The following is a 24,489-nucleotide window of genomic DNA, read 5'->3' on the forward strand; positions in this document are numbered from 1 at the left end:
GCTGTTGAGTTCTCAAGGTGCGGACGCTTCCTTCGTTCCTGTTTCCAGGCCCTCCGGGCGCTTCCTTCGTTTCCGACTCTATCAGATCTTTCCGACCCGATTTCCTCGGTGCTTTCCGGTCCCGTTCGCTTTCGCTCCGGGCCCTTCCGGCGTTTCCGACTCTATCAGATCCTTTCGGCGTCTGATTCCCAGTCAGGGGGGTTTGTCTTTCCGGCTGTTGGGCCGTTCCGACGTCTCGAACTCTAGCGGTTCTCCCCGGCGACTCATAATCGAGCCATTCGAAATGAATTTCGGCATGCCGAAATTCATCCCGGTGGGGAGTTCGTGCTGAGTAGAGGTGCCGCATCAGCGGCGGGAGTGGTCGACGCAGAACCGTTCCGGCTCCGTGACAACTCGGAGAACACTACGCATCGGGGAAGGGTGTGTCAACCCTCGCCCAGGGGCCCTCGCAGGAGGTCAGTCCAGATCCGTCAGGCGGCCGCCGGCGTCCGGTTGGGTGAGCTCCACGCGGCGGAGGAGACGGATGAGCACATCGCCGAGGACGCCCTTCTCCTCCGTCGTCAGGTCCTGGAGCAGGTCCTCCTCGAAGCCGGTGGCCATGCGCATGGCCTCGAGCCACTTCGAACGGCCCTCGTCGGTGAGCTCGACGATCACGCGGACGCGGTTGTTCTCGTCGCGGTCGCGGGTGACCAGGCCCTCGCCGGCCATGCGGTCGATGCGGTGGGTCATCGCGGCCGGGGTGAGGCCAAGACGCTTGGCGAGCTCGCCGGGGCCCAGGCGGTAGGGCTCTCCGGAGAGGACCAGGGTCTTGAGGACCTCCCACTCGGCGTTGCTGATGCCGAGGTCGGCGAGTTGGCGGCCGTACGCCACGTTCATCCGGCGGTTCAGCCGGCCGAGGGCGGAGACGACCTTCTCGACCTGGGGGTCGAGGTCGCGGAACTCGCGCTGGTAGGCGGCGATCTGCTCGTCGAGGCTCGGCTCCTGTGGAGCCTGCGGGCCGGACCGCTCGGGGTTGTCGGACATGCGGGCGAGTATCCCACGGTGGCGTTGGCGTTGAAGTCCTTCGGTGTGTACTGTTAAGGATCGAACTTTAGTGTTGAAGTCTTGAGGGTTCAGGCGTACAGCTCTGAACTCGCTACCGAAGTGGGTGAGTGTGACCAAGGCGAGGGGCGCTGCGATGCGCCGGATTCAGACAGGCAGCGCGCTGAGCGCGTTCGGACTCGGCTTCACCGTGCCGTACCTCTACGTGTACGTGGCGCAGGTGCGGGGTCTGGGCGCGGCCACGGCAGGGATCGTGCTGGCCGTCTTCGCCATGGCCGCCCTGGTGGTGCTGCCCTTCAGCGGGCGGGCCATCGACCGACGGGGGCCCGTGCCGGTGCTCCTGGTGGCCTCGGTCGTCGCCGCCGTGGGGGCGGTGGCGATGGGCTTCGCCTCCAGCGTGCCGGCGGCCGTGGGGGCCGCGGCGCTGCTCGGTGCCGGTACGGCCGTGCTCCAGCCGGCCCTCGCGACGATGATCGTCTGGTGCTCGGAGCCCGTGGGTCGGACACGGGCGTTCGCGATGCAGTTCTTCCTGCAGAACCTCGGCCTCGGCATCGGTGGTCTGATCGGCGGCCTGCTGGTCGACACGAGCCGGCCGGGCAGCTTCATCCTGCTGTTCTCGATCGAGGCGGCGATGTTCCTCGTGCTGGCCGCGGTCGTCGGGACCGTCCGGATGCCGGGTTCGCCGGCGCTCCAGGACACCCGTCCGTCCGGGGCGGGCGCCGGCGGCGGTGTCCGCGCGCTGCTCGGGCACAAGGCGATGGTGCAGCTGTGTGTCCTCGGCTTCGTGCTGTTCTTCGCCTGCTACGGGCAGTTCGAGTCGGGTCTCGCCGCGTACGGCACGGAGGCCGCAGGCATTCAGCCGTCGGCGCTCGGGATGGCGCTGGCCGCCAACACGGCGGTGATCGTGGTCGCCCAGTTCCTGGTGCTGCGGTTCGTCGAGCGCCGGAAGCGGACCCGGGTGATCGCGGCCGTGGGTCTGATCTGGACCGTGGCGTGGCTCATCGCCGGGTACGCGGGCCTCGGGCACGGCAGCCAGACCATGGCGACGGCGGCCTTCGTCGCCACGTACGCCCTCTTCGGGCTCGGTGAGGCGATGCTGTCGCCGACGGTGGCCCCGCTGGTGGCCGATCTGGCGCCGGAGTCGATGGTCGGGCAGTACAACTCGGCCTTCGCCCTGGTGAAGCAGCTGGCGCTGGCCGTCGGTCCGGCCGTGGGCGGGCCCATGGGGGCCGCGCTGCACGGTCCGTACATCCTGACCTTCGTGTTCTTCTCGCTCGGGATCACGTTCCTGGCCGTCCGGCTCGGCAAGCGGCTCACCCCCGAGCAGAACCAGCCCGCCCTCGCCCTCAAGCCGTCGAAGGTGGTCGCCCGGCACGAGCCGGTGCGCGAGAGCGAGACCGCGACCGCCTAGTCGGGATCGGTCCGGACGCGTCCGGGTCAGTCCGGCAGGGCGAACTCGCACCAGACCGCTTTGCCGCCCCCGGGCGTGCGGCGGCTTCCCCAGGACGAGGCGATCGTCGCGATGATCGAGATTCCGCGACCCGCCTCGTCCTCCGTCTCCGCCCTGCGGCGGCGCGGCAGATGGTCGTCGCCGTCGGTGACCTCGATGATCAGGCGGCGGTCGGTACGACGCAGGCGCAGGCGCATGGGCGGGGTGCCGTGCTGGAGGGAGTTCGCCACGAGCTCGCTGGTGGCGAGGACGCCCAGGTCGCGCAGCTCGACCGGGAAGCGCCAGGACGACAGCACCCCCGAGGCGAAGGCACGCGCGCGGGGAGCGGCCTCCACTCCGCCGAGCAGTTCCAGGGCGGCGTTGTGGAAGAGCTCGGCGTCCGCGCCTTCGCGGGAGGGGTGCTGGACGACCAGGACGGCGACGTCGTCGTCGTGCTCGGCGGTGACCCCCAGGGCGCGCAGGAGCCGGTCGCAGACGACCTGCGGGGTGCCGTCGGCGCCGGCCAGGGCGCGGGCCAGGGCGGCGACGCCCTCGTCGATGTCCTCGCGGCGGCGCTCGACGAGGCCGTCGGTGTAGAGGACGGCGGTGGAGCCGGGCGGCAGGGCGATGGAGCCCGAGGCGTGCAGCCAGCCGCCGGTGCCGAGCGGCGGTCCCGTCGGGCCCTCGGCGCAGCGGACGGTGCCGTCCTCGTCCCGTACGAGGATCGGGAGGTGGCCGGCGGAGGCGTACACCAGCTTGCCCTCGCTGGGGTCGTGGATCGCGTACACACAGGTGGCGATCTGGCTGGCGTCGATCTCGGCGGCGAGGCCGTCGAGGAGCTGGAGGACCTCGTGCGGGGGCAGGTCCAGGCGCGCGTAGGCCCGGACGGCGGTGCGGAGCTGGCCCATGACGGCGGCGGCCCGGACGCCCCGGCCCATCACGTCGCCGATGACGAGCGCGGTGCGGCCCGCGCCGAGGGTGATCACGTCGTACCAGTCGCCGCCGACGGCCGCGTCCGCGACGCCGGGCTGGTAGGTCGCGGCGATCCGGAGGTCGTCGGGCTGCTCCAGCTCCTGCGGGAGCAGGGAGCGCTGGAGGGTGACGGCGGTCTCGCGGTGTCGGCGCTCGCTGGCCCGGAGCCGCTCGGCGGCCTCGGCGTGGTCGGTGACGTCGGCGGCGTGGACGAGGACTCCGCCGCCGTCGACGCGGGTGCTGTCGACGGGCAGGCAGGTGACCGTGTACGAGCCGCCGTCGCGGGTGCGGCGGGACTTGACCGTGCGGGGCTTGCCGCTGCGCAGCACCTGGTCCATGAGGGGCAGCAGGCCGAGCTCCTCGGCCTCCGGGCAGGTGTCGGCGACGGTGGTGCCGGCGGGGCGGGGGCCGAAGGCGGCGGCGTACGCGTCGTTCACGTACGCGATGCGGTGCTCCGGGCCGTACACGAGTGCCACGAGGCCGGGGAGGCGGCCGAGCAGCTCCCGTACGGAGAAGTCCTCCAGGGCGGGGACGTCGGCGGTCTCCCCGGCGCTGTCGGTGAGCTGCTCAAGCTGCTGACCGTACTCACCGCGGGCGGCGGGCACGGAGCCTTCGGGCCCCCGCGCCGCGCGGCGCTGCGTGCCGGGGAGCCGGGCGCTCCAACGGGTGAAGTTCACGGATGTGTATGCCTCGTGGTGTCGGTGCCGTGCAGAGTCACGCTGTGCAGGTGTGAGCCCACCTATGGTCACACGTCCAGTGTGGACGAGTGCACTGACAGTGATGTCAGGACCGCGGCTTGTCGCCGTCGCCGGGGGGTGGCGCGGCGGCGAGTTCGAACTCGGCCCTGGGGTGTTCGAGCGAGCCCAGGGAGACGATCTCGCGTTTGAACAGGCCGGAGAGGGTCCATTCGGCGAGGACCCGGGCCTTGCGGTTGAAGGTCGGGACGCGGCTGAGGTGGTAGGCGCGGTGCATGAACCAGGCCGGGTATCCCTTGAGCTTGCGTCCGTAGACGTGGGCGACTCCCTTGTGGAGGCCGAGGGAGGCGACGGAGCCGGCGTACGCGTGCGCGTACTCCTTGAGCGGCTGCCCGCGCAGGGAGGCGGCGATGTTCTCGGCGAGGACCTTGGCCTGGCGGACGGCGTGCTGGGCGTTGGGCGCGCACTCCTTGCCGGGCTCGTCCGCGGTCACGTCGGGGACGGCGGCGGCGTCGCCGGCCGCCCACGCGTGCGCGACGCCCTCGACGGCGAGGGCGGCCGTGCAGCGGAGCCTTCCGCGCTCGTTCAGCGGCAGGTCGGTGGCGGCGAGGAGGGGCGCGGGTTTCACGCCGGCGGTCCAGACGACGGTACGGGTGGGCAGGCGGGTGCCGTCGCTGAGGACGGCGACCCGGTCCTCGCAGGAGTCGAGGCGGGTGCCCAGGCGCACGTCGATGTTCCGGCCGCGCAGCTCGCGGATGGCGTACCGGCCCATCTCCTCGCCCACCTCGGGGAGGATCCGGTCGGAGGCCTCGACGAGGACCCAGCGGAGGTCCTCGGGCTTGACGTTGTGGTAGTACCGCGCGGTGTAGCGGGCCATGTCCTCCAGCTCGGCGAGGGCCTCCACGCCCGCGTAGCCGCCGCCGACGAAGACGAAGGTGAGGGCGGCGTCGCGGATGGCGGGGTCGCGGGTGGAGGAGGCGATGTCCATCTGCTCGATGACGTGGTTGCGCAGGCCGATGGCCTCCTCGACGGTCTTGAAGCCGATGCCGTGGTCGGCGAGGCCGGGGACCGGGAGGGCGCGGGAGACGGAGCCGGGCGCGATGACCAGCTCGTCGTACGTCATGTCGACGGCGCCGGTGCCCTCCTCCTCGGTGGCGAGGGTGGAGAGGGTCGCGGTGCGCTTGGCGTGGTCGACGGACCGGACCTCGCCGATGACGACGCGGCAGCGGTCGAGTACCCGGCGGAGCGGTACGACGACGTGGCGCGGGGAGATGGAGCCGGCCGCGGCCTCCGGCAGGAACGGCTGGTACGTCATGTACGGCTCGGGCGTGACCACCACGACCTCGGCGGTGCCGGCTCTGAGCTCCGCCCTGAGCTGCCGCTGGAGGCGCAGCGCGGTGTACATGCCGACGTAGCCACCGCCGACCACGAGAATGCGCGCAGGTTCGGTCACTGTCCCATGACGCACTCCCGTCCGCGGTTTGTCCACAGCCCCGGCAAATTGTGTGACCGGAGGGATACGGAGGCGCGGGGTGGCGCGCGGCGGGCGCACGGGGGAATCCGCGCAGGTCACGGCGGCCGGAGAGGGGCGGGAGAGGGGTCGGAATCGGGAGTCTTCCGGTCCTTGCTCCGATCGGGGGGCGCACCGTACGGAACTTCCCCTTCTGAATTGACCCCGACTCAACTATGTTCGTACTTCGTCGGGGTGTCGGATCGGGGCGTGCGCGTGGACCGAAGCGCTCGTCCGCCCGGGGTCCCGTGTCAGGGCGGGGAGTCTCCGGGGGGAGACATCATGAGCGGGGGAACGCTTATGCATATTCAGGATTCACGGTGGCAGTCGGGCGCCGGGACGGTGACCGTCGACGACGGGCACGTCCCGGGGACGGCCGAGTCGCGGGGCGGTACGGCGGTGGTGGGCGGCAGGTCCGCGCCGCTTCGGGTGGACGCCCAGCGCAATCTGGAGCACGTGCTGCGGGCCGCGCGCGAGGTGTTCGGCGAGCTCGGCTACGGGGCGCCGATGGAGGACGTGGCGCGCCGGGCCCGGGTCGGTGTCGGCACCGTCTACCGCCGCTTCCCCAGCAAGGACGTGCTGGTGCGGCGGATAGCCGAGGAGGAGACCTCCCGGCTGACCGAGCAGGCGCGGGCCGCGCTGGGCCAGGAGGAGGAGCCGTGGTCGGCGCTCTCCCGGTTCCTGCGGACGTCGGTGGCCTCGGGTGCGGGCCGTCTTCTGCCGCCGCAGGTGCTGCGGGTGGGCGTGGACGAGTCCGGGGTGCCGCTCGTCGCGGACGACGCGGGCGAGGCGGCGCGGGTGCCGTACCAGCGGGGTGTCGCCGAGCAGGCCGACGCGCGCGTGGTCGCGCCGCGCGGTGTCCCCGCGGAGGAGCGGGACGACGCGGGGACCTCGGAGCTCCTTGAGGTCGTCGGACGGCTGGTCGACCGGGCCCGTGAGGCGGGTGAGCTGCGGGCGGACGTGACCGTGGCGGACGTCCTCCTCGTCATCGCCACCGCCGCCCCGGCCCTGCCGGACGCGGTGCAGCAGGCGGCGGCCTCGGCCCGGCTCCTCGACATCCTGCTCGAGGGCCTGCGCTCCCGGTAGGACCCTTCGGCACCCTTTCGGACGGCTGTCTCCGTGGTCCGGACCCGGTTCGGGCGTGGCCGGGCGGGGTGAGCGGGTGGTCCGGGCGGGGTGAGCGGGTGGTCCGGGCGGACCAATGATCATGACACGAACGTGTGAGCGGTTACGCCCGGATACACGAAGTCGCCCCGGACGAGTGGTAAGTGGACGCGGCGCTTCGGCGTGCCCGCGCGCTGTGGCACTCTGGCCCCCTATTCGGGTCTGAGCGTGCGTACGGGGGCTTCCGCGATGAGCGGTGACAGTCGGGACGATCCGCTGGGCGGCGGTGGCGCGGACACCGGGGGCCTTCCCTCCCGGCAGGTGCCGAGCCAGGGCGGGCCGACAGGGCACGCCGGGGCGCCGGCCTCGCCCGGAGCGCCTGGGGCCTCGCAAGCGCCCGGAGCGCCTGGGGCCTCGGAAGCGCCCGGAGCGCCGGCCTCGTCGGGAGCGGCCGGGCCTGGAGCGTCGGCCGGAGAGGCCGAGTCGCTCGACGCGAGCGTGCCGCAGCAGCGTGAGGGCAAGCCCGCCGGACCGGGTGCCGGAGCCGGGGCCACCGCGGGGGCGGCCGCCGAAGCCCTCGGGAGCGGACCCGGCGAGGAGCTCGGCCCGGGTGCCGACCTCGACGACCTCGACGAGCCTGACGGCGTGCTCCCGCCGCCGCTCGAACTGCCGCCCTCCGACGCCGAGCTCGTCCAGCTCATGCGGGACGGCGACGACTCCGCGTACGAGGAGCTGTTCCGCCGCCACTCCGAGCCCGTCCGCCGGTACGCCAGGACCTGCTGCCGGGACGCGCACACCGCCGACGACCTCACCGCCGAGGTGTTCGCCCGCACCCTCCAGGCGGTACGCGGCGGCGCCGGGCCCGAACAGGCCGTGCGCGCCTACCTCATGACCACCGTCCGGCGGGTCGCGGCGAACTGGGCCAGGACCCAGAAGCGCGAGCACCTCGTCGAGGACTTCGCGCTGTTCGCCGCGGACGCCGCCCGCTCCTCCGAGGTCTCCGACCACGACACGATGGACCTCGGCGCCGACGTCCGGGCCATGCACGAGGCCGAGCAGTCCCTCGCCATGCAGGCCTTCCGCTCGCTGCCCGAGCGCTGGCAGGCCGTCCTGTGGCACACCACCGTCGAGGAGGAGTCCCCGAGCGAGGTCGCCCCGCTCTTCGGACTGACCGCCAACGCCACGGCCGTACTCGCCAGCCGCGCCCGCGAGGGCCTCAAGCAGGCCTACCTCCAGGCCCACGTCAGCCAGTCCCTGACCGCCGGCGGCGACTGCGCCCGCTACGCGGACCGGCTCGGCGCCTACGCGCGCGGCGGGCTGCGGATGCGGGCCGAGCGCGGCCTGCGCAAGCACCTCGACGAATGCGCCAAGTGTCGGCTCGCCGCAGGGGAGCTGGCCCAGGTGAACGCCGGGATCCCCGCGCTCCTGCCCGTCGCCGTCATCGGCTGGTTCGCCGCCGGGTACTCGCTCAAGGCGGCCGGCGTCGCTGCCGGGGGCACCGCCGCCGCGGCCGGCGCGGGCGCGGCGGCCGCCGCCACCGGGTCCTCCGGCGGTGCCGCCCCGGGCGGTGCCGCCGCCGCGGAGGGGCTCGGCGCGCCCGCGAAGGCCGGTATCGCGGCGGCCATAGCGGTCGCCGCGGCCGCCGGCCTCGTCTGGGCTATGGCCGGGGACCCGCAGCCCGTGGCCGCGCCCAAGCCCACGCAACCGGTCGTCACCCCGATCGCACCGCCGGAGCCCGCGCCGTCGGCGAAGCCCTCCCCCAAGCCCGCGCCACCGGCCCCGCCCGTCACCTCCGAGCCGCCGGCGCCCACGCCGCCGCCTCCCCCGCAGCCGACGCCGACGCCCAAGCCCGTACCGAAACCCAGCCCCGAGCCGGCTCCGAAGCCCAGCCCCGAGCCGACGCCGAAACCCACGCCGAAGCCGGCGCCTCCCCACGAGAAGCCCAGCCCGAAGCCGGCGCCGCCGCCCGCGCCGCCGTCCGTCTACCAGGTCGACGAGCTGCAGTACGGGATCCTCGGCGACGGCACCGAGCCCGAGGTGTCCCTCTCGGACAGCAGTTGGATGTGGCAGCGCGACGACCTGTCCATCGGCGGCACCTCGTACGCGCACGGAGTCAGCGTCACCGCGCCGTCCTCGCTGCTCATCGACCTCAACCGGCCGTGCACGAGTTACGACGCGACCGTCGGCGTCGACGACCTGAGCGCCCGGCTCGGCGTCGGCGGCGTCCGTTTCTCCGTCTACGGCGACGGAGAACGGCTCTGGCGCTCCGACGTCGTCCGGGCGGGCGACCCGCCGGTCCCGGTGCACCTCGACCTCTCGGGCCTCTCCACGATCACGCTCGTGGTGGAGGAGCACACGCCGTTCGGCCTGGCCGCGGTCGCCGACTGGGCGGACTCCCGGATCAGCTGCTCCTGACGGCCTTCCCGGCCTCCGGCACGGCGCGCGCGAAGGGCTCGGCGAGGGCGAGGACCTCGTCGAGGCCGAGTCCCGCGCCGGCCGCGCGGGCGGCGGCCACCCCGGGCGCGCCGAGCTGGGCCAGCGCGCGGTCCGTCACGGACTCGACGTCCCGCAGCTCGGGGACCGAGCGGGGCGTGTCCCGGCGCCAGTGGTCGACGGCGGCCATGATCCGTACGGCGAGGTCGGCCTCGCCCGCCTCGGCCAGGGTGACGGCGAGCCCTTCCCCCAGGCCGGTGGTGATGAAGTCCGCGCACTGCGCGTCCCGGGCGGTGCGGAGCGCGGAGACGGCCGTGGCGACGGCGGCGGCGCCCTTGCCCTCGTACGCCTCGACGCGGGCGCCGATTCCGGTCACCACCGCCTCGAAGTGCGGGGGCGCGGTGCCGAGCGCGAGCGTGCGGCCCGCCTCCTCCAGCTGGGCGCGGGCCTCCCCGATGTCGCGGCGGTGGAGGGCGAAGGCGGCGCGGAGGAAGCAGACGAAAGTCTGGGTGTCCCGTACGTGGTAGCGGTCGGCTTCCCGCGCGGCCTCGTCGAGGGTCCGCTCGGCGGCCTCCAGGTCGCCGGTTCGGTAGGACAGTTCGGCCAGGCGGGCGAGGAGGAAGGGGGCCTCGGCGTGGGCGCCGACCTCGCGGGCGAGACCGAGGGCCTCCTCGTACGCCTCGCCCGCCTCCGCGTGCCGGCCGCGCATCGTGTGGGCCTCGCCCGCCGCGCTCGCGATCTGGGCGGCCATCCAGCGGTCGCCGACGCGGCGGGCGATGTCGCGGAGTTCGGCCAGGGCCTCGTCGACACCGGGCATGCCGCCGGGCATGTCGACGACCATGTGCGTACGGAACATGAGGGTGACGCCGACCTCCCAGTCGCCGCCGTGGCGGCGGCAGTTGTCGACGGCGGTGTCGAGGAGGGCGCGGATCGCGGCCGGTTCCTCGGTGAGGTACGCGGTGAAGGGCCAGAGCAGACCGGGGAAGCGGGCCGCCTCGGGGCCGGGGTCCTTGCCGAACGCGTCGCGCACGCGCTGCGCGAGCGCGAGACCCTCCGGCTGATGGAAGTCGCCCATCGTCTGGCTCTCGACGGCGAGGAAGAAGTGGAGCATGCGCAGGTGCATGCGGGGCCAGTGGCGGGGGTCGGCGGGGTCGTCCGGATCCTCGCCGAGGGCGAGCGCGCGCTCCACCCAGGACAGGCCCTCGGGGCGGTAGTTGCGCAGCCACCAGAACCAGCCCATGGCGAAGACGAGCCGGAGCGCGGCGGCCTCGTCGGGCGGGGATCCCCCCTGCCCGGGTGAGGCCGGGGGCTTGGGGGAGGTGCCGAGGGTGCGGTGGAGGGCGGCGCGGATGTTGTCGAGGTCGCGCTCGATCCGGTCGATCCAGGGCAGCTGCTCGGCCGAACGGAGCCGGGGCTCGGCCCTCTCGGCGAGGGCCGTGAAATGGGCGGTGTGGGTGGCCTCGGCGGCGGCGAGCAGCTCCGGTTCCTCGGCGGCGCGCTCGGTCGCGTACTCGTGGATGGTCTCCAGGAGCCGGTAGCGCATCTCGCCGTCCTCGGTGGGGGTGGCGACGACGAGGGACTTGTCGACGAGGGCACCGAGGGCGTCGGCGGCGTACGGGGAGAGGGCCTCGGCGGCGGCCAGGTCCCAGCCTCCGGCGAAGACCGACACCTGGCGGAGGAGGGTGCGCTCGGCCGGGTCGAGCAGGTCCCAGGACCAGTCGACGACCGCGCGGAGGGTCTGCTGGCGGGGCAGGACGGTCCGCGAGCCGGAGGTGAGGAGGAGGAAACGGTCGTCGAGGCGGTCGGCTATCTGGCGCGGGGTGAGGAGGCGCAGCCGGGCGGCGGCCAGTTCGATGGCGAGCGGCAGGCCGTCGAGGCGGCGGCAGATCTCGTCGACGGCGTCACCACCGTCCCGGGCGAGGTCGAAGGAGGGCCGCACGGTGCGGGCCCGCTCGGCGAAGAGGCGGTGGGCGGGGTCGGGCGGGAGGGGCTCGACGGGGCGGACCGACTCGCCGGGGACGCCGAGGGGTTCGCGGCTGGTGGCGAGGATGCGGAGCCGGGGGCAGTGGGTGAGGAGGGTCTCGGCGAGGGCGGCGGCCGCGCCGATCACGTGCTCGCAGTTGTCGAGGACGAGGAGGAGGGGGCGACGGGCCAGGTGCTCGACGAGGTGGGCGGTGGGGTCGTCCTGGAGCGGTACGCCGTCGCGGGTCAGGTTGATCTCGCGGAGGCGGAGCGCGGAGAGGACGGCGCCGGGGACGGCGCCCGGGTCGTCGAGCGGGGCGAGTTCGGCGATCCAGGCGGCGGGGCCGACGGCCCGGAGCGCGGCCTCCTCGGCGAGCCGCGTCTTGCCGGAACCGCCGGGTCCGGTGAGCGTGACGAGCCGGGAGCCGCTCAGGTCCGCTTGGAGCGCGGCGAGCTCGGGCTCCCGGCCGACGAAGGACGTGAGCCGGGGGCGGATGTTGCCGGGCTCGGGGGTGTCGGCGGGGGCGGCGGCCGGGGCGGGGCGCTCGGGAGCGGGCGGGTCCGGAATCACCTCCGGCGCAGGGGCCGGGGTGGCGCCGGTGAGGAGTTCGTGGTGGAGGGCGGTGAGTTCGGGGCCCGGGTCGGCGCCGAGGGCGTCCGCGAGGGTGCGGCGGGCCGTCTCGTACGCGGTGAGGGCGTCGGCGTGGCGGCCCTCGGCCCGCAGGGCGCGGATGAGCTGGGCGCGGAAGGTCTCGTCGTACGGGTACGTGGTGGTGAGCTCGGTCAGCTCCGGTACGAGTCCGTCGGTGGCGCCCCGGCGCAGGTCGGCCTCGACGCGCTGCCGGAGCGCGGCGAGCCGCTGTGCCTCGGGCCGGACGCCCGCCGGGTCGGACAGGTCGGCGAGGGCGGGGCCCCGGAAGAGGCCGAGGGCCTCGCGGAGGAGGGCGGCGGCGGTGTCGGGGTCGCCCGCGTCGAGGCGGGCGGCGCCGTCCCTGACCTTGCGCTGGAAGACGTACAGGTCGATGTCGTCGGGACAGGCGGCGAGCCGGTAGCCGGGGCCGGGGGTGGAGGCGACGGCCTCGCGGCCGAGGGTCCTGCGGAGGCGGCCGACGAGGGCCTGGAGGGCGGCGGGGGCGTCCTGCGGCGGCTCGTCCCCGTACACGTCGTCGGCCAGCTCGCCGACCGAGACGGCCCGCCCGCCGCGCAGGGCGAGGGCGGCGAGCAGCGCGCGCAGCCGGGCACCGCCCAGAGAAAGGGGGGTGCCGTCGGGCCGGAGGGCCTCGGTGGTGCCGAGGATGAGATACCGCACCGGCCCATTGTGTCGGGTGGGCCCGGGGGGCGCCTCGGGGTTTACCCCGGTGCGTCCCTCAGAAGGCGCCGGAGTCCAGGGCGAAGCCGAGCGGCGCGGGGAGGGGGACGACCGTCCCCGGCTTGTGGATGGATCTGTGGCTGTGGTCGTCCCCGTCGGGTTCGGAGCAGACGACGGCCTCGCCGGCCTCGCGGTCGATGAGCAGATAGAGGGGGATGTCGGCGCGGGCGTAGGCCCGGATCTCCTGGACGCGGCCGCGGCTCGCGGTGGACGAGGAGGTCACCTCGGCAACGAGGAGCACGGGGTCGGGAGCGTGCCACTCCCGTTGGTCGTCGAAGCTGTCCCTGGGAGCGATCACGAGGTCCGGGATGACGCGCACGGTGCCGGTGGCTCCGGGAAGGCGCAGGCCGATGCCCGTGGAGTTGCGCAGTTCCTTGTCGACACGGTGGGCAATGACCTGTTCGGCTTAGGTCCGGCGTCGAGTCGAATCCCAGGACGCATTCACTCGAACGAGCGTGCGGTGACGTTTCACCCGAAGGCCGCCGTCGGCCTCACGCCGGGAGCGACCGCCTGGAGGCCGGGATCAGCGGTCCCTGGGCCGCGCGGGGGGCGCGCGGGGTGGTGGTGTCCGTCCAGCAGGAGCCCCTGCGGGCGAGGAGGCGGCGGAGCCAGAGTTCGGTGGAGACGAGGTCGGCGAGGCCGTCGAGGGGGACGGGGGCGCCGTCGGCCGCCGCGCGCAGCGCCTTGCGGACGACACGGGCCTCGATCAGGCCCGCGTCGGCGAGGAGCGGCGCGTCGAACAGGGCGAGGAGCTGCGGGAGCGCGACGCGCAGCCCCGCGCGCGTGGCGGCGGCCGGGACGGCCGGGTGGGGGGCGCCCCAGCCCGGCGGGAGCTCGTGGACGCCGGCGCCGGAGAGGACGGTGCGCAGGACGCCGGCCCGGGCGTCCGGCTGGACCCGCAGCGATTCGGGGAGCGCGCGGCAGGCCCGTACGACCTGGTTGTCGAGGAAGGGGGCGTGCAGCCGCTGTCCCCGGATCTCCGCGGCCTGTTCCAGGACCCGGTGGTCGGCCGCCGCGCGGACGAGGGCGGCACGCGCGCGTGCCTCGCCGGGGCGCTGCACGGAGGCCGGGAGGGTCGCCGCCCGGTTCAGGCGAACCGATACTTCAGCCAGCGCCTCCCCCGTCAGCCAGCGCGCCGCCGGCCCCGGCCTCGACCAGGCGAGGGCGGAGAGCGACGCCTCCAGGGGCCCGAAGCCGTCGGGGGCCGCGCGATTCGCCTCCAGGACCCGCCGGGCCGCCGCCTCCAGACCCGTCCGGTACGGGGTACGGGCCAGCTTCCGCGCCGCCCGGTAGACGGTCAGCGGCACCAGGAGCGCTCCGGCCGACGGCCCAGAGGCCTTGGCGAGCGCCGTCACGGGACGCACCAGGGAACGGCGTCTGCGATCCATCAGGAGGTCGGCGAGGCGCGCCGGGTGCGCGTCCAGGACCTGCTTGGCGCCCATGCCGGTGAAGTGGTCGGCGCTGCCGCCCGCGAGCCGTCTGCGGTGCCGCTCGGCCGTGACGAGCACGGGACCCGGCTCGTCGGTGAGCGGCCCGTCGAGCGCCGCGTACGGCAGGGCCTCCTCGCCGCCCGCGACGACGACGTGGTGCAGCCGCGGGTCTGCCGCTATCGCCCGGGCCCGCTCCAGCTCCGCCGTCCGGCGGGAACCGGCCCGGGTCGCCAGGTCGTTGAAGGTGACGGCGAGCAGCCGCTCACCCGCGCCCGTGCCGTGTCCGGTGATCGTGCCCGGCACCCCGGGGAGGCCCGCCGCGAGCAGGGCGAGGGTGCCGGAGGCGCTGCCCCCGGACAGGTCGGCGCCGATGCCGGGCGCCGGGCCCGCGCCCCGGGCCGCGCGCCGGTCGGCAGGCCCCATGCCGGGGACCGGGCCCGGGTCGGGGAGCGGTGCCTCGGGCGCGTGCCGGGGGGCGGTGAGCCGGGCGCGTACGGCCTCGACCAGGGCGTCCCGTACCCCTTCGACGGCCTGCCGGGGGTCGGCCTGGGGCGCCGCGACGGCGAGCGAGGCCACCTGCTCGTAGCCGGTGATCTCGCGCGAGCCCTCCCGCAGGATCAGCGCGTGGCCGGGCGGCACCCGCCGGACCCCCTCGTACGGGGTGGAGTCGCGCAGGGCCTCCGGGGTCTCGGGGCAGGCGAGCAGGGCGGCGAGGTGGCCGATGTCGAGCTGCGCCTCGACGAGGTCGGCGAGCGGCAGGGCGGCGGTGGCGTACGCGGTGCCGCCCGCCCACGGGGTGTGGAAGACCGGCCGGGCGCCCGCGAGGTCGCCGGTGACGATGACGCGGCGGCCGGTCCTGACGACGGCGGTGTAGCTGCCGGGCCAGGCGGTCAGATGCCGCAACGCGCCCCCGCGCGCGGTGAGCAGGCCGATCCGCAGCTGCTCGTCGCTCGCGGCGCAGCAGCCGAGCACGGCGATGCGGGTGTGGTCGTCGACGGCCAACACGCGGACCTCGTCGGGGCGCCAGTCGCCGACCGCCCAGAGCGGATCGGGGTCGCCCCACAGGAGTTGTGCGCCCACCGGTTGCACCGTGCGCCCCTCGGCCGCGCGGTCGGGACCGTACGGGGAGTGGGAGGCCGAGTCGTACGGAGAGCCCGGACCGTACGCGCCGTTCACCGACTCCGCCCGGCCCCCCGCGGTCGTTGCGAAGCTCGCGGCGACACTGCTCCAGCCCACCAGCCATCGCATCGGCGCCTCCACATCCGTTTCGGTGGAGGACATGCTGCCACGACAACCGCGCGGGGGGCGGAGTCCGGGCGCACGCGCGCGAAAGCCGAATGCGCCCCTGGCATGGGCCGGTTGACCCCACGCGGCACACCGGCGTCATTCGGCCAAATATCGATCCCCGCCGGGGGTTTCGGCCGCCTCCCGGGCGGAAAACCGGTCGCCGGTGGTTGCGGCGGACGACCGGGGACCGGCGGCCCGGGAGGCGCTTCCGCCCCCCGGCGCCGTCCGCCGCCCGCGGGGAATGGGGCGGCGGTGTCCCCCGGCCCACTGGTCCGGGACACCGTTCCCGGGCGGGCGGGCCGACCCACGCGGTACTCATGGAAGCGCTCCCCCACGGGCCGGACGAGAGCGCACGACTGGGCGCACGGCCACACGGCGGGAGCGCGAGCGGCGCCGCCGGGACCGCCCGTCGGGCGTTCACACAACAATCCCGCCATACGGAACACCGCCCCTTAACGGTAGGGATGCGGCGAACTACGCTGTGTTTACGAATGCCGCACGCCTATGCCCGGCGTCGTGGCGGCCGTCTGGGTGGTCGAGGGGTGGCGTCATGTCCAGGGAGCAACGCGGGCCGAACGAAAAGCTCGGCACGGTTCTCGCCCTCGCGGGAATCAGCAACGCCGGGCTCGCCCGGCGCGTCAACGACCTCGGCGCGCAACGGGGTCTGACGCTTCGTTATGACAAGACCTCGGTCGCCCGGTGGGTGTCCAAGGGCATGGTGCCGCAGGGCGCGGCCCCGCATCTGATCGCCGCCGCGATCGGGCAGAAGCTGGGCCGGCCCGTGCCGCTGCACGAGATCGGTCTCGCGGACGCCGACCCGGCGCCCGAGGTCGGGCTCGCCTTCCCCCGGGACGTGGGCGAGGCGGTCCGCTCCGCCACCGACCTGTACCGGCTGGATCTCGCCGGGCGGCGGGCCGGCGGGGGCGGCATCTGGCAGTCGCTCGCCGGTTCCTTCGCGGTCAGCGCGTACGCGACGCCCGCGTCCCGCTGGTTGATAACCCCGGCCGACCCGTCGGTGGAGCGCGAGACCCCGCGCCCCGGGGCGGGCGCCGGCACCTCGGGCCCGGAGCACGCGCGCGTGGGGCACAGTGACGTCGCCAAGCTCCGGGAGGCCGCCGAGGACGCGCGTCGCTGGGACTCCAAGTACGGCGGCGGGGACTGGCGTTCGTCGATGGTGCCCGAGTGCTTACGGGTGGACGCGGCGCCGCTGCTGCTCGGCTCGTACTCGGACGAGGTCGGCCGGAACCTGTTCGGCGCGACGGCCGAGCTCACCCGGCTCGCCGGCTGGATGGCCTTCGACACCGGGCAGCAGGAGGCCGCCCAGCGTTACTACATCCAGGCCCTGCGGCTCGCCCGCGCCGCAGCCGACGTGCCCCTCGGCGGCTACGTCCTCGCCTCCATGTCCCTCCAGGCCACCTACCGGGGCTTCGCCGACGAGGGCGTCGACCTCGCCCAGGCCGCCCTCGAACGGAACCGGGGCCTGGCGACCGCCCGCACCATGTCCTTCTTCCGGCTCGTCGAGGCCCGCGCGCACGCCAAGGCGGGCGACGGGGCCGCCGCCGCGGCCGCGCTCAAGTCCGCCGAGGGCTGGCTGGAGCGCTCGCGGGAGGGCGACGCCGACCCGACCTGGCTCGGCTTCTACTCGTACGACCGGTTCTGCGCCGACGCCGCCGAGTGCTACCGGGACCTGCGGATGCCGCGCGAGGTGCGGCGCTTCACCGAGCAGGCGCTGTCCCGGCCGACGGAGGAGTTCGTCCGCTCGCACGGGCTGCGGCTCGTCGTCTCCGCCGTCGCCGAACTGGAGTCGGGCAACCTGGACGCGGCCTGCGCGGCGGGCACGCGCGCGGTGGAGGTGGCGGGGCGGATCTCCTCGGCGCGGACGACCGAGTACGTACGGGACCTGCTGCACCGGCTCGAACCGTACGGGGACGAGCCGCGCGTCATGGAGCTGCGGGAGCGGGCGCGGCCGCTCCTCGTCGCCCCGGCGTGACACGCGTCCCACGACGTGGGCGTTTAGCGGCATTGTCAGTGGGCCAGTGCACTATCGGGGGTGGGAGGTGGCGCTGGTGTTTGACTGTGACGTGCTGGTGATCGGCGGCGGGATCGTCGGCCTGTCGACGGCGTACGCGCTGACGCGTGCCGCCCCCGGCACCCGGGTCACGGTCCTGGAGAAGGAGCACGCCCTCGCGCGCCACCAGACGGGGCGCAACAGCGGGGTGATCCACAGCGGGATCTACTACCGGCCCGGTTCGCTCAAGGCGCGGTTCGCGGTCGAGGGCGCCGCCGAGATGGTCAAGTTCTGTGCGGAGTGGGACATTCCGTACGAGGTGACGGGGAAGCTCGTCGTCGCCACCGCGCGCGAGGAGCTGCCCCGGCTGCACGCGCTCGTGCAGCGCGGCCGGGAGAACGGCATCCCGGTGCGCGAGCTCGGCCCGGCGCAGATCAGCGAGTACGAGCCGCGGGTGCGCGGGCTCGCCGCGATCCACGTCGGCACGACCGGGATCTGTGACTACGGGGCGGTGGCGGAGCGGCTCGCCGAGTCCTCCGGGGCCCGGATCCTGTACGGGGCGGAGGTCACCGTCGTCGACCGGCGGCCGTTCGGGGTGGCCGTGCGGACCGCCGACGGGCGCGTGGTGCGGGCGAAGGTCCTGGTGAACTGCGCGGGGCTGCACTGCGACCGGGTCGCGCGGCTCGCGGGCGACGACCCGGGCATGCGGATCGTTCCCTTCCGGGGGGAGTACTACGAGCTCGCGGACCCCTCGCTCGTGCGGGGCCTGGTCTATCCGGTGCCCGACCCCGCCTTCCCCTTCCTCGGGGTGCATCTGACCCGGGGCATCGACGGCGGCGTCCACATCGGGCCGAACGCCGTCCCCGCGCTCGCGAAGGAGGGGTACGGCTGGTCCGTCGTGCGCCCGCGCGAGCTGGGGGCCACCCTGGCGTGGCCCGGCTCGTGGGCGATCGCCCGTGAGCACTGGCGGTACGGCGCGGGCGAACTGCACCGGTCGCTCTCGAAGCGGGCCTTCACGGAGGCGGTGCGGCGACTCCTTCCGATCGTCGAGGAGTCCGACCTGCGGCGGGCGGCGCCGGGGGTGCGGGCGCAGGCGGTGCTGCGGGACGGGACGCTGGTCGACGACTTCCTGTTCCGGGAGGCGCCGCGGACGGTCCACGTGCTGAACGCGCCTTCGCCCGCGGCGACGGCATCCCTCCCGATCGGCCGCGAGGTCGCCCGCCGAGCCTTGGCCCAGCTGTAGCGGCGTCGCCCCGTCGGCCCGGCCCCGTAGACTTGGTCGCATTGTGTCTGAGCAGATTGAGAGCGGGCCGCAGCCCGTCGACGACGTCGGTCAGCCCGTCGCGCGCCGGGGCAGTCGGATGTTCGCCCCCGGTGAGGGGCCCATGCCCGACCCCGCCGGGGCCCATCACGAGCGCCGGATCCGGAGCTTCCAGCCGCGCCGCAGCCGGGTCACGTACGGGCAGGCCGAGGCCATGCTGAAGCGGTGGCCCGACTGGGGCCTCGACATCGACGGCAAGCGCGTCCTCGATCTCCACGAGATGTTCGGGGGTCTCCCGGTCGTTCTCGAGATCGGCTTCGGCATGGGCGAGGCGACCGCGCAGATGGCCGCCGCCGACCCCGGCACCGGCATCCTCGCCGTCGACGTGCACACGCCCGGTCAGGGCAACCTCCTCGGTCTCGCCGACCGCAACGGCCTCACCAACGTCCGGGTCGCCAACGGCGACGCGGTCATCCTGCTCCGCGAGATGCTCACGGACGCGTCCCTCGACGGCTGCCGGGTCTACTTCCCGGACCCCTGGCCCAAGGCGCGCCACCACAAGCGGCGGCTCATCCAGCCCGAGTTCCTCAGCCTCCTCGCACCGCGGATGAAGCCCGGGGCCGTGCTGCACTGCGCCACGGACTGGGAGGAGTACGCCGAGCAGATGCTGGAGGTGCTCTCGGCGCATCCGGACTACGAGAACACGCAGCCCGACGGCGGCTACGCCCCCCGCCCCGACTTCCGGCCCCTCACTCGCTTCGAGGGCCAGGGGCTCGACAAGGGGCATGTCGTGCACGACCTGCTCTTCCGGAGGAAGTGACCGGAGGAAGCGGCCCGGAGGAAGTGACCGAGAGCGCTTGACCGCGTCGACCGCTGTCGGTGCCGGTCGTTAGGGTCGCTCACGTGTCGAATCCAGCCCCCAGCGACCTGACGGACGCCGCTCCCGTCCCGCACCGGGACACCGAGGAGCCGGCCTTCCCCGCCGCCGCCGACCGATCCCAGTGGCGCTACCGGCCCCGCCGGGCCTTCTGGCGCAGCCGGGTGGTCCGCGCGGTCGCCGTCGTGACGCTGCTCGCGCTCTGCGCCCTGGTCATCCTGGCGCTGGTCCGCGAGCAGACCGGCACGCAGGGCTTCCTCGTCGGCCTGGGCCTCGCCGTGCTTCCCGTACCGCTGCTGATGTCGGCGTTCCGCTGGCTCGACCGGGTCGAGCCGGGTCCCTGGAAGAACCTGCTGTTCGCCTTCGCCTGGGGCGCCTTCGCAGCCGCGCTCGTCGCGATCCTGGCGAACTCCTTCGCGGTCCGCTGGATAGCCACCGCCACGGCCGATCCGGACTCCGCCGACACCCTCGGGGCCACCCTCGTCGCGCCGGTGGTGGAGGAGAGCGCGAAGGCCGCCGCGATCCTGCTGCTGTTCCTCTTCCGCCGGAGGAACTTCGGCGGTCTCGTCGACGGGGTCGTGGTCGCCGGTTTCACCGCGACCGGCTTCGCCTTCACCGAGAACATCCTCTATCTCGGCAACGCCTTCGGCGAGGACCAGGAGTTCGGCTCCTCCGGCATCGGCTCGGTGACCGCCGCGACCTTCTTCGTACGGGTCGTGATGTCGCCGTTCGCGCACCCGCTGTTCACCGTGCTCACCGGCATCGGCTTCGGCTTCGCCGCCCTCGCGCCGCGCGGCAAGCGGCTGCGCCGGGTGCTGCTCCCGCTCGCCGGGCTGCTGCTCGCGATGGGCCTGCACGCCGCCTGGAACGGCTCGGCCACCTTCGGCGGCCCGCTGGCCTTCTACGCGGTGTACGGGGCGCTCATGGTCCCGGCCTTCGGCCTGCTGACCTGGCTGGCGGTCTGGAGCCGGCAGCGCGAGCTGCGCACGATATCCGGGGAGCTCCCGGCGTACGCGGCGGCCGGCTGGCTCGCCCCCACCGAGCCGCTCGCGCTGTCGTCGATGCACGCCCGGCAGGTGGCCCGCTCGTTCGCCGCCCGGACGTACGGCCCGCCCGCCGCGCGCGCGGTCGGTGAGTACGAGTCCTTCGCGACGACCCTCGCGTTCCTGCGGGACCGGGCCCGGCGGGGCACGGCGGGACCCGATTTCCCGGCCCGGGAGCAGGAGCTGCTGCACCACCTGTGGCAGCGCCGCGCGGTCGCCTCCCCGGCCCTGACGTACGCGGCGCGGGCGACGGGCCGGGCCTGGGCTCCGCCGCAGTACCTGGACTACGACGGCTACAACCCGTACCGAAGTTAGACCGCGGAGGCCTCGGTGAGGAGCGTCAGCTCGGCCTCCGTGAGGGTGAGGTCAGCGGCCGCGACGAGGGCCGGGAGCTGTTCGACCGTGCGGGCCGAGGCGATCGGCGCGGCGACGGTCGGCCGGGCGGCGAGCCAGGCGAGGGCGACGGTGGCGAGCTCCGCCCGGTGCGCCTCGGCGACCGTGTCGAGCGCGGAGAGCACGGCCCGGCCCCGCTCGGTCTCCAGGTGCTTGGCGGCGCCGGAGGCCCGCACGCTGTCGATGTCGGCGCCGGGACGGTACTTGCCGGTGAGGAAGCCGGCGGCGAGCCCGTAGTACGGGACGGCGGAGAGCCCGGCCTGCTCGACGGTCTCCAGGAGCGGGCCCTCGTAGGTGTCGCGGGAGACCAGGTTGTAGTGCGGCTGGAGGGCGACGTACCGGGCGAGGCCCTCCGCCTCGGCGAAGTCGAGGGAGGCGCGCAGCCGCTCCGCGGAGATGTTGGAGGCGGCGACGGCGCGCACCTTGCCGTCCTTCACCAGCTGGTCGAGGGCGGTGACGATCTCCTCGACCGGGACGGTCTCGTCGTCGAAGTGCGTGTAGTAGAGGTCGATGTGGTCGGTGCCGAGACGGCGCAGCGACTCCTCCGCGGCCGCCTTGATCGTGGTGGCGGACAGGCCCTTGAAGTGGGGGTGGGCGCCGACCTTGGTGGCGACGACGATGTCGGAGCGGTTGCCCCGGGAGGCGAGCCAGCGGCCGATGACCGTCTCGGACTCGCCGCCCTGGTTGCCCTCGGCCCAGGCGGAGTAGACGTCGGCGGAGTCGACGAAGTTGCCGCCGGCGGCGGCGTAGGCGTCGAGGACGGCGAAGGACGTGGCTTCGTCCGCAGTCCAGCCGAAGACGTTGCCGCCGAGGGCTACGGGGAAGACGTGCAGGTCGGAGCTGCCCAGCGGGCGGAGAGACGTCATGCGTCGGTCAACGGTCTCCGCCGCCGGGCCTATTCCGTACGGGCTGCGGGGATCAGAGCGAGAGGCCCTTGGAGCGGAGCCAGGACGCCGGGTCGATGCCGTCGCCGCCGGGCGTGTGGACCTCCATGTGGAGGTGGGCGCCCGTGACGTTGCCGGTGGCGCCGACGCGGCCGATGGTCTCGCCGGTGCCCACGGTCTGGCCGGCGCCGACCGTCATGGACGAGAGGTGGCAGTACCAGACCTCGGTGCCGTCCTCCAGCTCCAGGACGATCCGGTAGCCGTAGGAGCCCGACCAGCCCGCCGACTTGACGGTCGCGCCGTGGACCGCCTTGAGCGGGGTGCCCGTGGGGGCGGCGAAGTCGAGGCCGGTGTGGTAGCCGGAGGACCACATCGAGCCGGACTGCATGTAGGTGGCGGTGAGGGTGTACGAGGAGACCGGCAGCGAGTAGCTGGCGGCGAGCTGGGCGAGGCGCTCGGCCTCGGCCTTGGCCTTGGCCTCCGCTTCCGCCTTGGCCTTGGCCTCCGCCTCGGCCTTCGCCTTCGCCTCGGCGGCTGCCTTCTCCGCCGCGGCCTCCTTGGCCTCGGCCTCCGCGGCGGCCTTCTCGGCGGCGGCCTTCTCCGCCGCGGCCTTGTCGGCGGCATCAGCGGAGGCCTGCTGCTGCTCGGCCTGCTGGAGGATGCGGGCGCGCAGGGCCTCGCCCGCGGCGGGGGCGGTGGCCGCGGTGGCGGTGGCCTGCTCGGCCCGCCCGGTGTGCTCGTCGGCGGCGGTGGCGTAGGTGGCGGCGGTGAGCGGGTTCGGGTTGGCGCGGGCCGCGGAGACGGGCGCCGCCTCCTCCTCGGCGAGGAGGGCGCCGACGCCGGGGAGGTCGCCGGCGTCCGGCAGGTCCAGGTCGGGGAGGTCCGGCAGCGAGATGGTGACCGGGGGCTTCTCCTGCGCGGTGGCGAGGCCGCCCGCGCCGACGGCCGCGATGACGCCGACGCCGAGGACGGTGGAGGAGCGGGCGAAGTTGGAGCGTTGCTTGACGACCCGGTGCCGGCCGCCGGCGCGGTTCTCTGCGCGGAGGGATCCCTCGGTGGGGTTCCACTCGGTGCCGGGGGCGGAGGGGGCCGCACCGCTACCGAAGGCATCGAAGGGGGCTTCGGGTGCGGGGGTGTTGGACGCCACGTGGGCGCGCTCCTTTCCTTCCTTCTCGCCTACCGGGTTAGCTGACGGGTTCGGAGCAGGAAGGTCTCCTACGGGCTCGACCGCACGGGTGCGTGACACGCACGGGTGCGGAGGGGCCCGATTCACCCCAAGTGGTGGTTCCCCGGTTCCTTTTCAGGATTCGGCGCGTGCGCACGGTGCCGTCTCTTGCGACGGCTGGGACGACCGCGCTGCGTTATCGAACGTTAATAGACACGGGGTCCCGATTCCAAGCCGTTCCCCTTGATCATCTACTGAATTAGGGGGCTATCGCCCGAGTTGAGGCCCCTTCAGTGAGACCGGTCGCGGATTCGACGAAACCCCCGAGATCTGACGTTAAGTCAATTGTTATCGCAGGGACACCTTTCGACTACGCCTGGTGACGGGGCCGGCCCGGGGGCACCACCGGCATCGTCCGGCGCCGCTCGGGCTGCCCCGTCGCCGGGCGGCTCAGCGCGAGCAGCGCCATGTCGTCCGTCGACCCGCCGCCCGTGTGGAGCCGTACGTCGCCCACGAGCGCGTCGAGCAGCTCCTCGGGACCCGGGAAGATCCGGCCGGCGAGCCGCGCCGCCGGATCGTAGAAGACGCCCTGCGCGTTCCGCGCCTCCGAAAGTCCGTCCGTGTAGAAGAGTAGCGTCGCGCCCGGCGGGAACGGCCGCGCCTCGGCCCGGTCCGGCCACGCGGCCAGCTCGCCCATCCCGAGCGGCAGCGCCGCCTCGCCCGGCTCCAGCGGGTCCAGCCTCCCGTCCGCGTACAGCATCAGCGGTGGCGGATGCCCGCGGTTGACCACCCGTACGAAGCCGTCGAAGGTCCCGCTCCCGTCGGAGCGCGGGATCTCGGCCAGGACGGCGGTGGTGAACCCCTCGACGGCGTCGAGCCCGTCCCGCCGGGTGCCCTCACGGGCCAGCGCCCGTTCGAGGCGCTGCGCCACGCCCTCCAGGGTCCGCTCCTGCTCGGCCGCCTCCCGGAAGGCCCCGATGACGACGGCGACGGCCTCGACCGCGTCCATCCCCTTGCCCCGCACGTCCCCGACCACGAGCCGCACGCCGTGCGGGGTGTCCTGGACGGCGAACAGGTCGCCGCCGATGAACGCGTCGGCCTGCGCCGCCTCGTACCGCGCCGCGCACTGCAGCCCGCCGATCCGCTCGGCGGGCGTCGGCAGCACCGCCTTCTGCGCCGTCTCCGCGATGACCCGCGCCGAGGCGAGCCGTTCGCCGCTGCGGCGCACGACCCGGTTGATGAGGAGGGCGAGCGCGGAGACGGTGAGGACGGTCAGGGTCTCCGTGAGGGAGGCGATCTCGTCGACGGTGCCGTTGTAGACGTGCAGCCCGACGGAGGCGAGGACGGCCGCGATGCCGGTGAGCAGCGTGGTCAGCAGCGAGAAGAGGGGCGCGGCGATCAGCGGAGCGGCGGAGAAGAGCGGGGCCGCTGTGTACGCGGGCGGTGTCGACAGGTCGAAGACGACACCGCCCGCGATGACCAGCGGAGGCAGCGCGCGGATGAACCGCCGGGCACCGCCGTACGCGGGGCGGCCCTCACCGCCCCGCCGTCCTCCGCCCACCGTTCCTAGGGGGTGCCCCACCTGTGCTCTCCTGCCCGGTCCGACCGGCCGCGGTCCGCACCGCG

The 24,489-nt window shown here is 74.3% G+C and carries 16 protein-coding genes and 1 riboswitch; of the genes, 7 read left to right on the top strand and 9 right to left on the bottom strand.

The features are described from left to right. Window positions 1–456: 456 nt before the first annotated feature. Entirely contained in the window at window positions 457–1,023 is a 567-nt protein-coding gene (locus tag ACZ51I_RS18500) for a MarR family winged helix-turn-helix transcriptional regulator (RefSeq protein WP_468876878.1), read from the bottom strand. 154 nt (window positions 1,024–1,177) lie between these two features. On the opposite strand from ACZ51I_RS18500, the gene ACZ51I_RS18505 reads away from it, so the two are divergent. Further along, the gene (locus tag ACZ51I_RS18505; protein WP_468876880.1) at window positions 1,178–2,452 is read left to right on the top strand and encodes an MFS transporter; all 1,275 of its coding nucleotides are present in this window, start codon (window positions 1,178–1,180) and stop codon (window positions 2,450–2,452) included. Between the two features lie 26 nt (window positions 2,453–2,478). Here ACZ51I_RS18505 and ACZ51I_RS18510 read toward each other — a convergent pair whose 3' ends face one another. After that, window positions 2,479–4,119 (bottom strand): ATP-binding SpoIIE family protein phosphatase, encoded by a 1,641-nt coding sequence (locus ACZ51I_RS18510; RefSeq protein WP_468876882.1) that lies wholly within the window; start codon window positions 4,117–4,119, stop codon window positions 2,479–2,481. Between the two features lie 106 nt (window positions 4,120–4,225). Beyond that, entirely contained in the window at window positions 4,226–5,590 is a 1,365-nt protein-coding gene (locus ACZ51I_RS18515) for an NAD(P)/FAD-dependent oxidoreductase (protein ID WP_468876884.1), read from the bottom strand. Between the two features lie 357 nt (window positions 5,591–5,947). Here ACZ51I_RS18515 and ACZ51I_RS18520 point away from each other — a divergent pair, with 357 nt between their 5' ends. Further along, window positions 5,948–6,733: a TetR/AcrR family transcriptional regulator gene (locus tag ACZ51I_RS18520; RefSeq protein ID WP_468876885.1), complete on the top strand. Its 786-nt coding sequence runs from the start codon at window positions 5,948–5,950 to the stop codon at window positions 6,731–6,733. A gap of 267 nt (window positions 6,734–7,000) precedes the next feature. Further along, complete coding sequence (locus ACZ51I_RS18525; protein ID WP_468876887.1) at window positions 7,001–9,166, top strand: sigma-70 family RNA polymerase sigma factor; 2,166 nt, start codon at window positions 7,001–7,003, stop codon at window positions 9,164–9,166. Here ACZ51I_RS18525 and ACZ51I_RS18530 read toward each other — a convergent pair. From ACZ51I_RS18530 to ACZ51I_RS18540, 3 genes are all read right to left on the bottom strand, one after another. Beyond that, the gene (locus tag ACZ51I_RS18530) at window positions 9,153–12,455 is read right to left on the bottom strand and encodes an ATP-binding protein (protein WP_468876889.1); all 3,303 of its coding nucleotides are present in this window, start codon (window positions 12,453–12,455) and stop codon (window positions 9,153–9,155) included. The two genes, ACZ51I_RS18525 and ACZ51I_RS18530, sit on opposite strands and share 14 nt — an antisense overlap. Window positions 12,456–12,513: 58 nt before the next feature. Beyond that, complete coding sequence (locus ACZ51I_RS18535; RefSeq protein WP_468878177.1) at window positions 12,514–12,909, bottom strand: Uma2 family endonuclease; 396 nt, start codon at window positions 12,907–12,909, stop codon at window positions 12,514–12,516. 97 nt (window positions 12,910–13,006) lie between these two features. After that, a complete protein-coding gene (locus tag ACZ51I_RS18540; protein WP_468878179.1) occupies window positions 13,007–15,193 on the bottom strand; it encodes an asparagine synthase-related protein in 2,187 nt (728 codons plus the stop codon). 589 nt (window positions 15,194–15,782) lie between these two features. On the opposite strand from ACZ51I_RS18540, the gene ACZ51I_RS18545 reads away from it, so the two are divergent. From ACZ51I_RS18545 to ACZ51I_RS18560, 4 genes are all read left to right on the top strand, one after another. Continuing rightward, window positions 15,783–17,222, top strand: a complete 1,440-nt coding sequence (locus ACZ51I_RS18545) for an MFS transporter (protein ID WP_468876891.1) — start codon at window positions 15,783–15,785, stop codon at window positions 17,220–17,222. Window positions 17,223–17,298: 76 nt separating this feature from the next. After that, window positions 17,299–18,483: an L-2-hydroxyglutarate oxidase gene (gene lhgO / locus ACZ51I_RS18550; RefSeq protein ID WP_468876893.1), complete on the top strand. Its 1,185-nt coding sequence runs from the start codon at window positions 17,299–17,301 to the stop codon at window positions 18,481–18,483. A gap of 118 nt (window positions 18,484–18,601) precedes the next feature. Next, entirely contained in the window at window positions 18,602–19,321 is a 720-nt protein-coding gene (trmB, locus tag ACZ51I_RS18555) for a tRNA (guanosine(46)-N7)-methyltransferase TrmB (RefSeq protein WP_468878181.1), read from the top strand. An 83-nt stretch (window positions 19,322–19,404) separates the two neighbouring features. After that, window positions 19,405–20,736 carry a PrsW family intramembrane metalloprotease gene (locus ACZ51I_RS18560; RefSeq protein WP_468876895.1) on the top strand — a complete coding sequence of 444 codons (1,332 nt, stop codon included), beginning with the start codon at window positions 19,405–19,407 and terminating at the stop codon, window positions 20,734–20,736. On the opposite strand, the gene ACZ51I_RS18565 is transcribed toward ACZ51I_RS18560, so the two are convergent. The 3 genes from ACZ51I_RS18565 to ACZ51I_RS18575 all read right to left on the bottom strand — a co-directional run bounded on the left by ACZ51I_RS18565 (window position 20,733) and on the right by ACZ51I_RS18575 (window position 24,445). Continuing rightward, window positions 20,733–21,680, bottom strand: coding sequence for an aldo/keto reductase (locus ACZ51I_RS18565; RefSeq protein WP_468876896.1), 948 nt, complete (start codon window positions 21,678–21,680; stop codon window positions 20,733–20,735). The genes ACZ51I_RS18560 and ACZ51I_RS18565 overlap by 4 nt on opposite strands. A gap of 52 nt (window positions 21,681–21,732) precedes the next feature. Further along, window positions 21,733–22,845, bottom strand: a complete 1,113-nt coding sequence (locus ACZ51I_RS18570; RefSeq protein WP_468876898.1) for a M23 family metallopeptidase — start codon at window positions 22,843–22,845, stop codon at window positions 21,733–21,735. An 11-nt stretch (window positions 22,846–22,856) separates the two neighbouring features. Next, a riboswitch (cyclic di-AMP (ydaO/yuaA leader) is annotated at window positions 22,857–23,021 on the bottom strand. A gap of 212 nt (window positions 23,022–23,233) precedes the next feature. Beyond that, window positions 23,234–24,445: a PP2C family protein-serine/threonine phosphatase gene (locus ACZ51I_RS18575; RefSeq protein WP_468876901.1), complete on the bottom strand. Its 1,212-nt coding sequence runs from the start codon at window positions 24,443–24,445 to the stop codon at window positions 23,234–23,236. Window positions 24,446–24,489: the final 44 nt, after the last annotated feature.

The sequence above is a fragment of the Streptomyces sp. NPDC034084 genome (genome assembly GCF_055575535.1).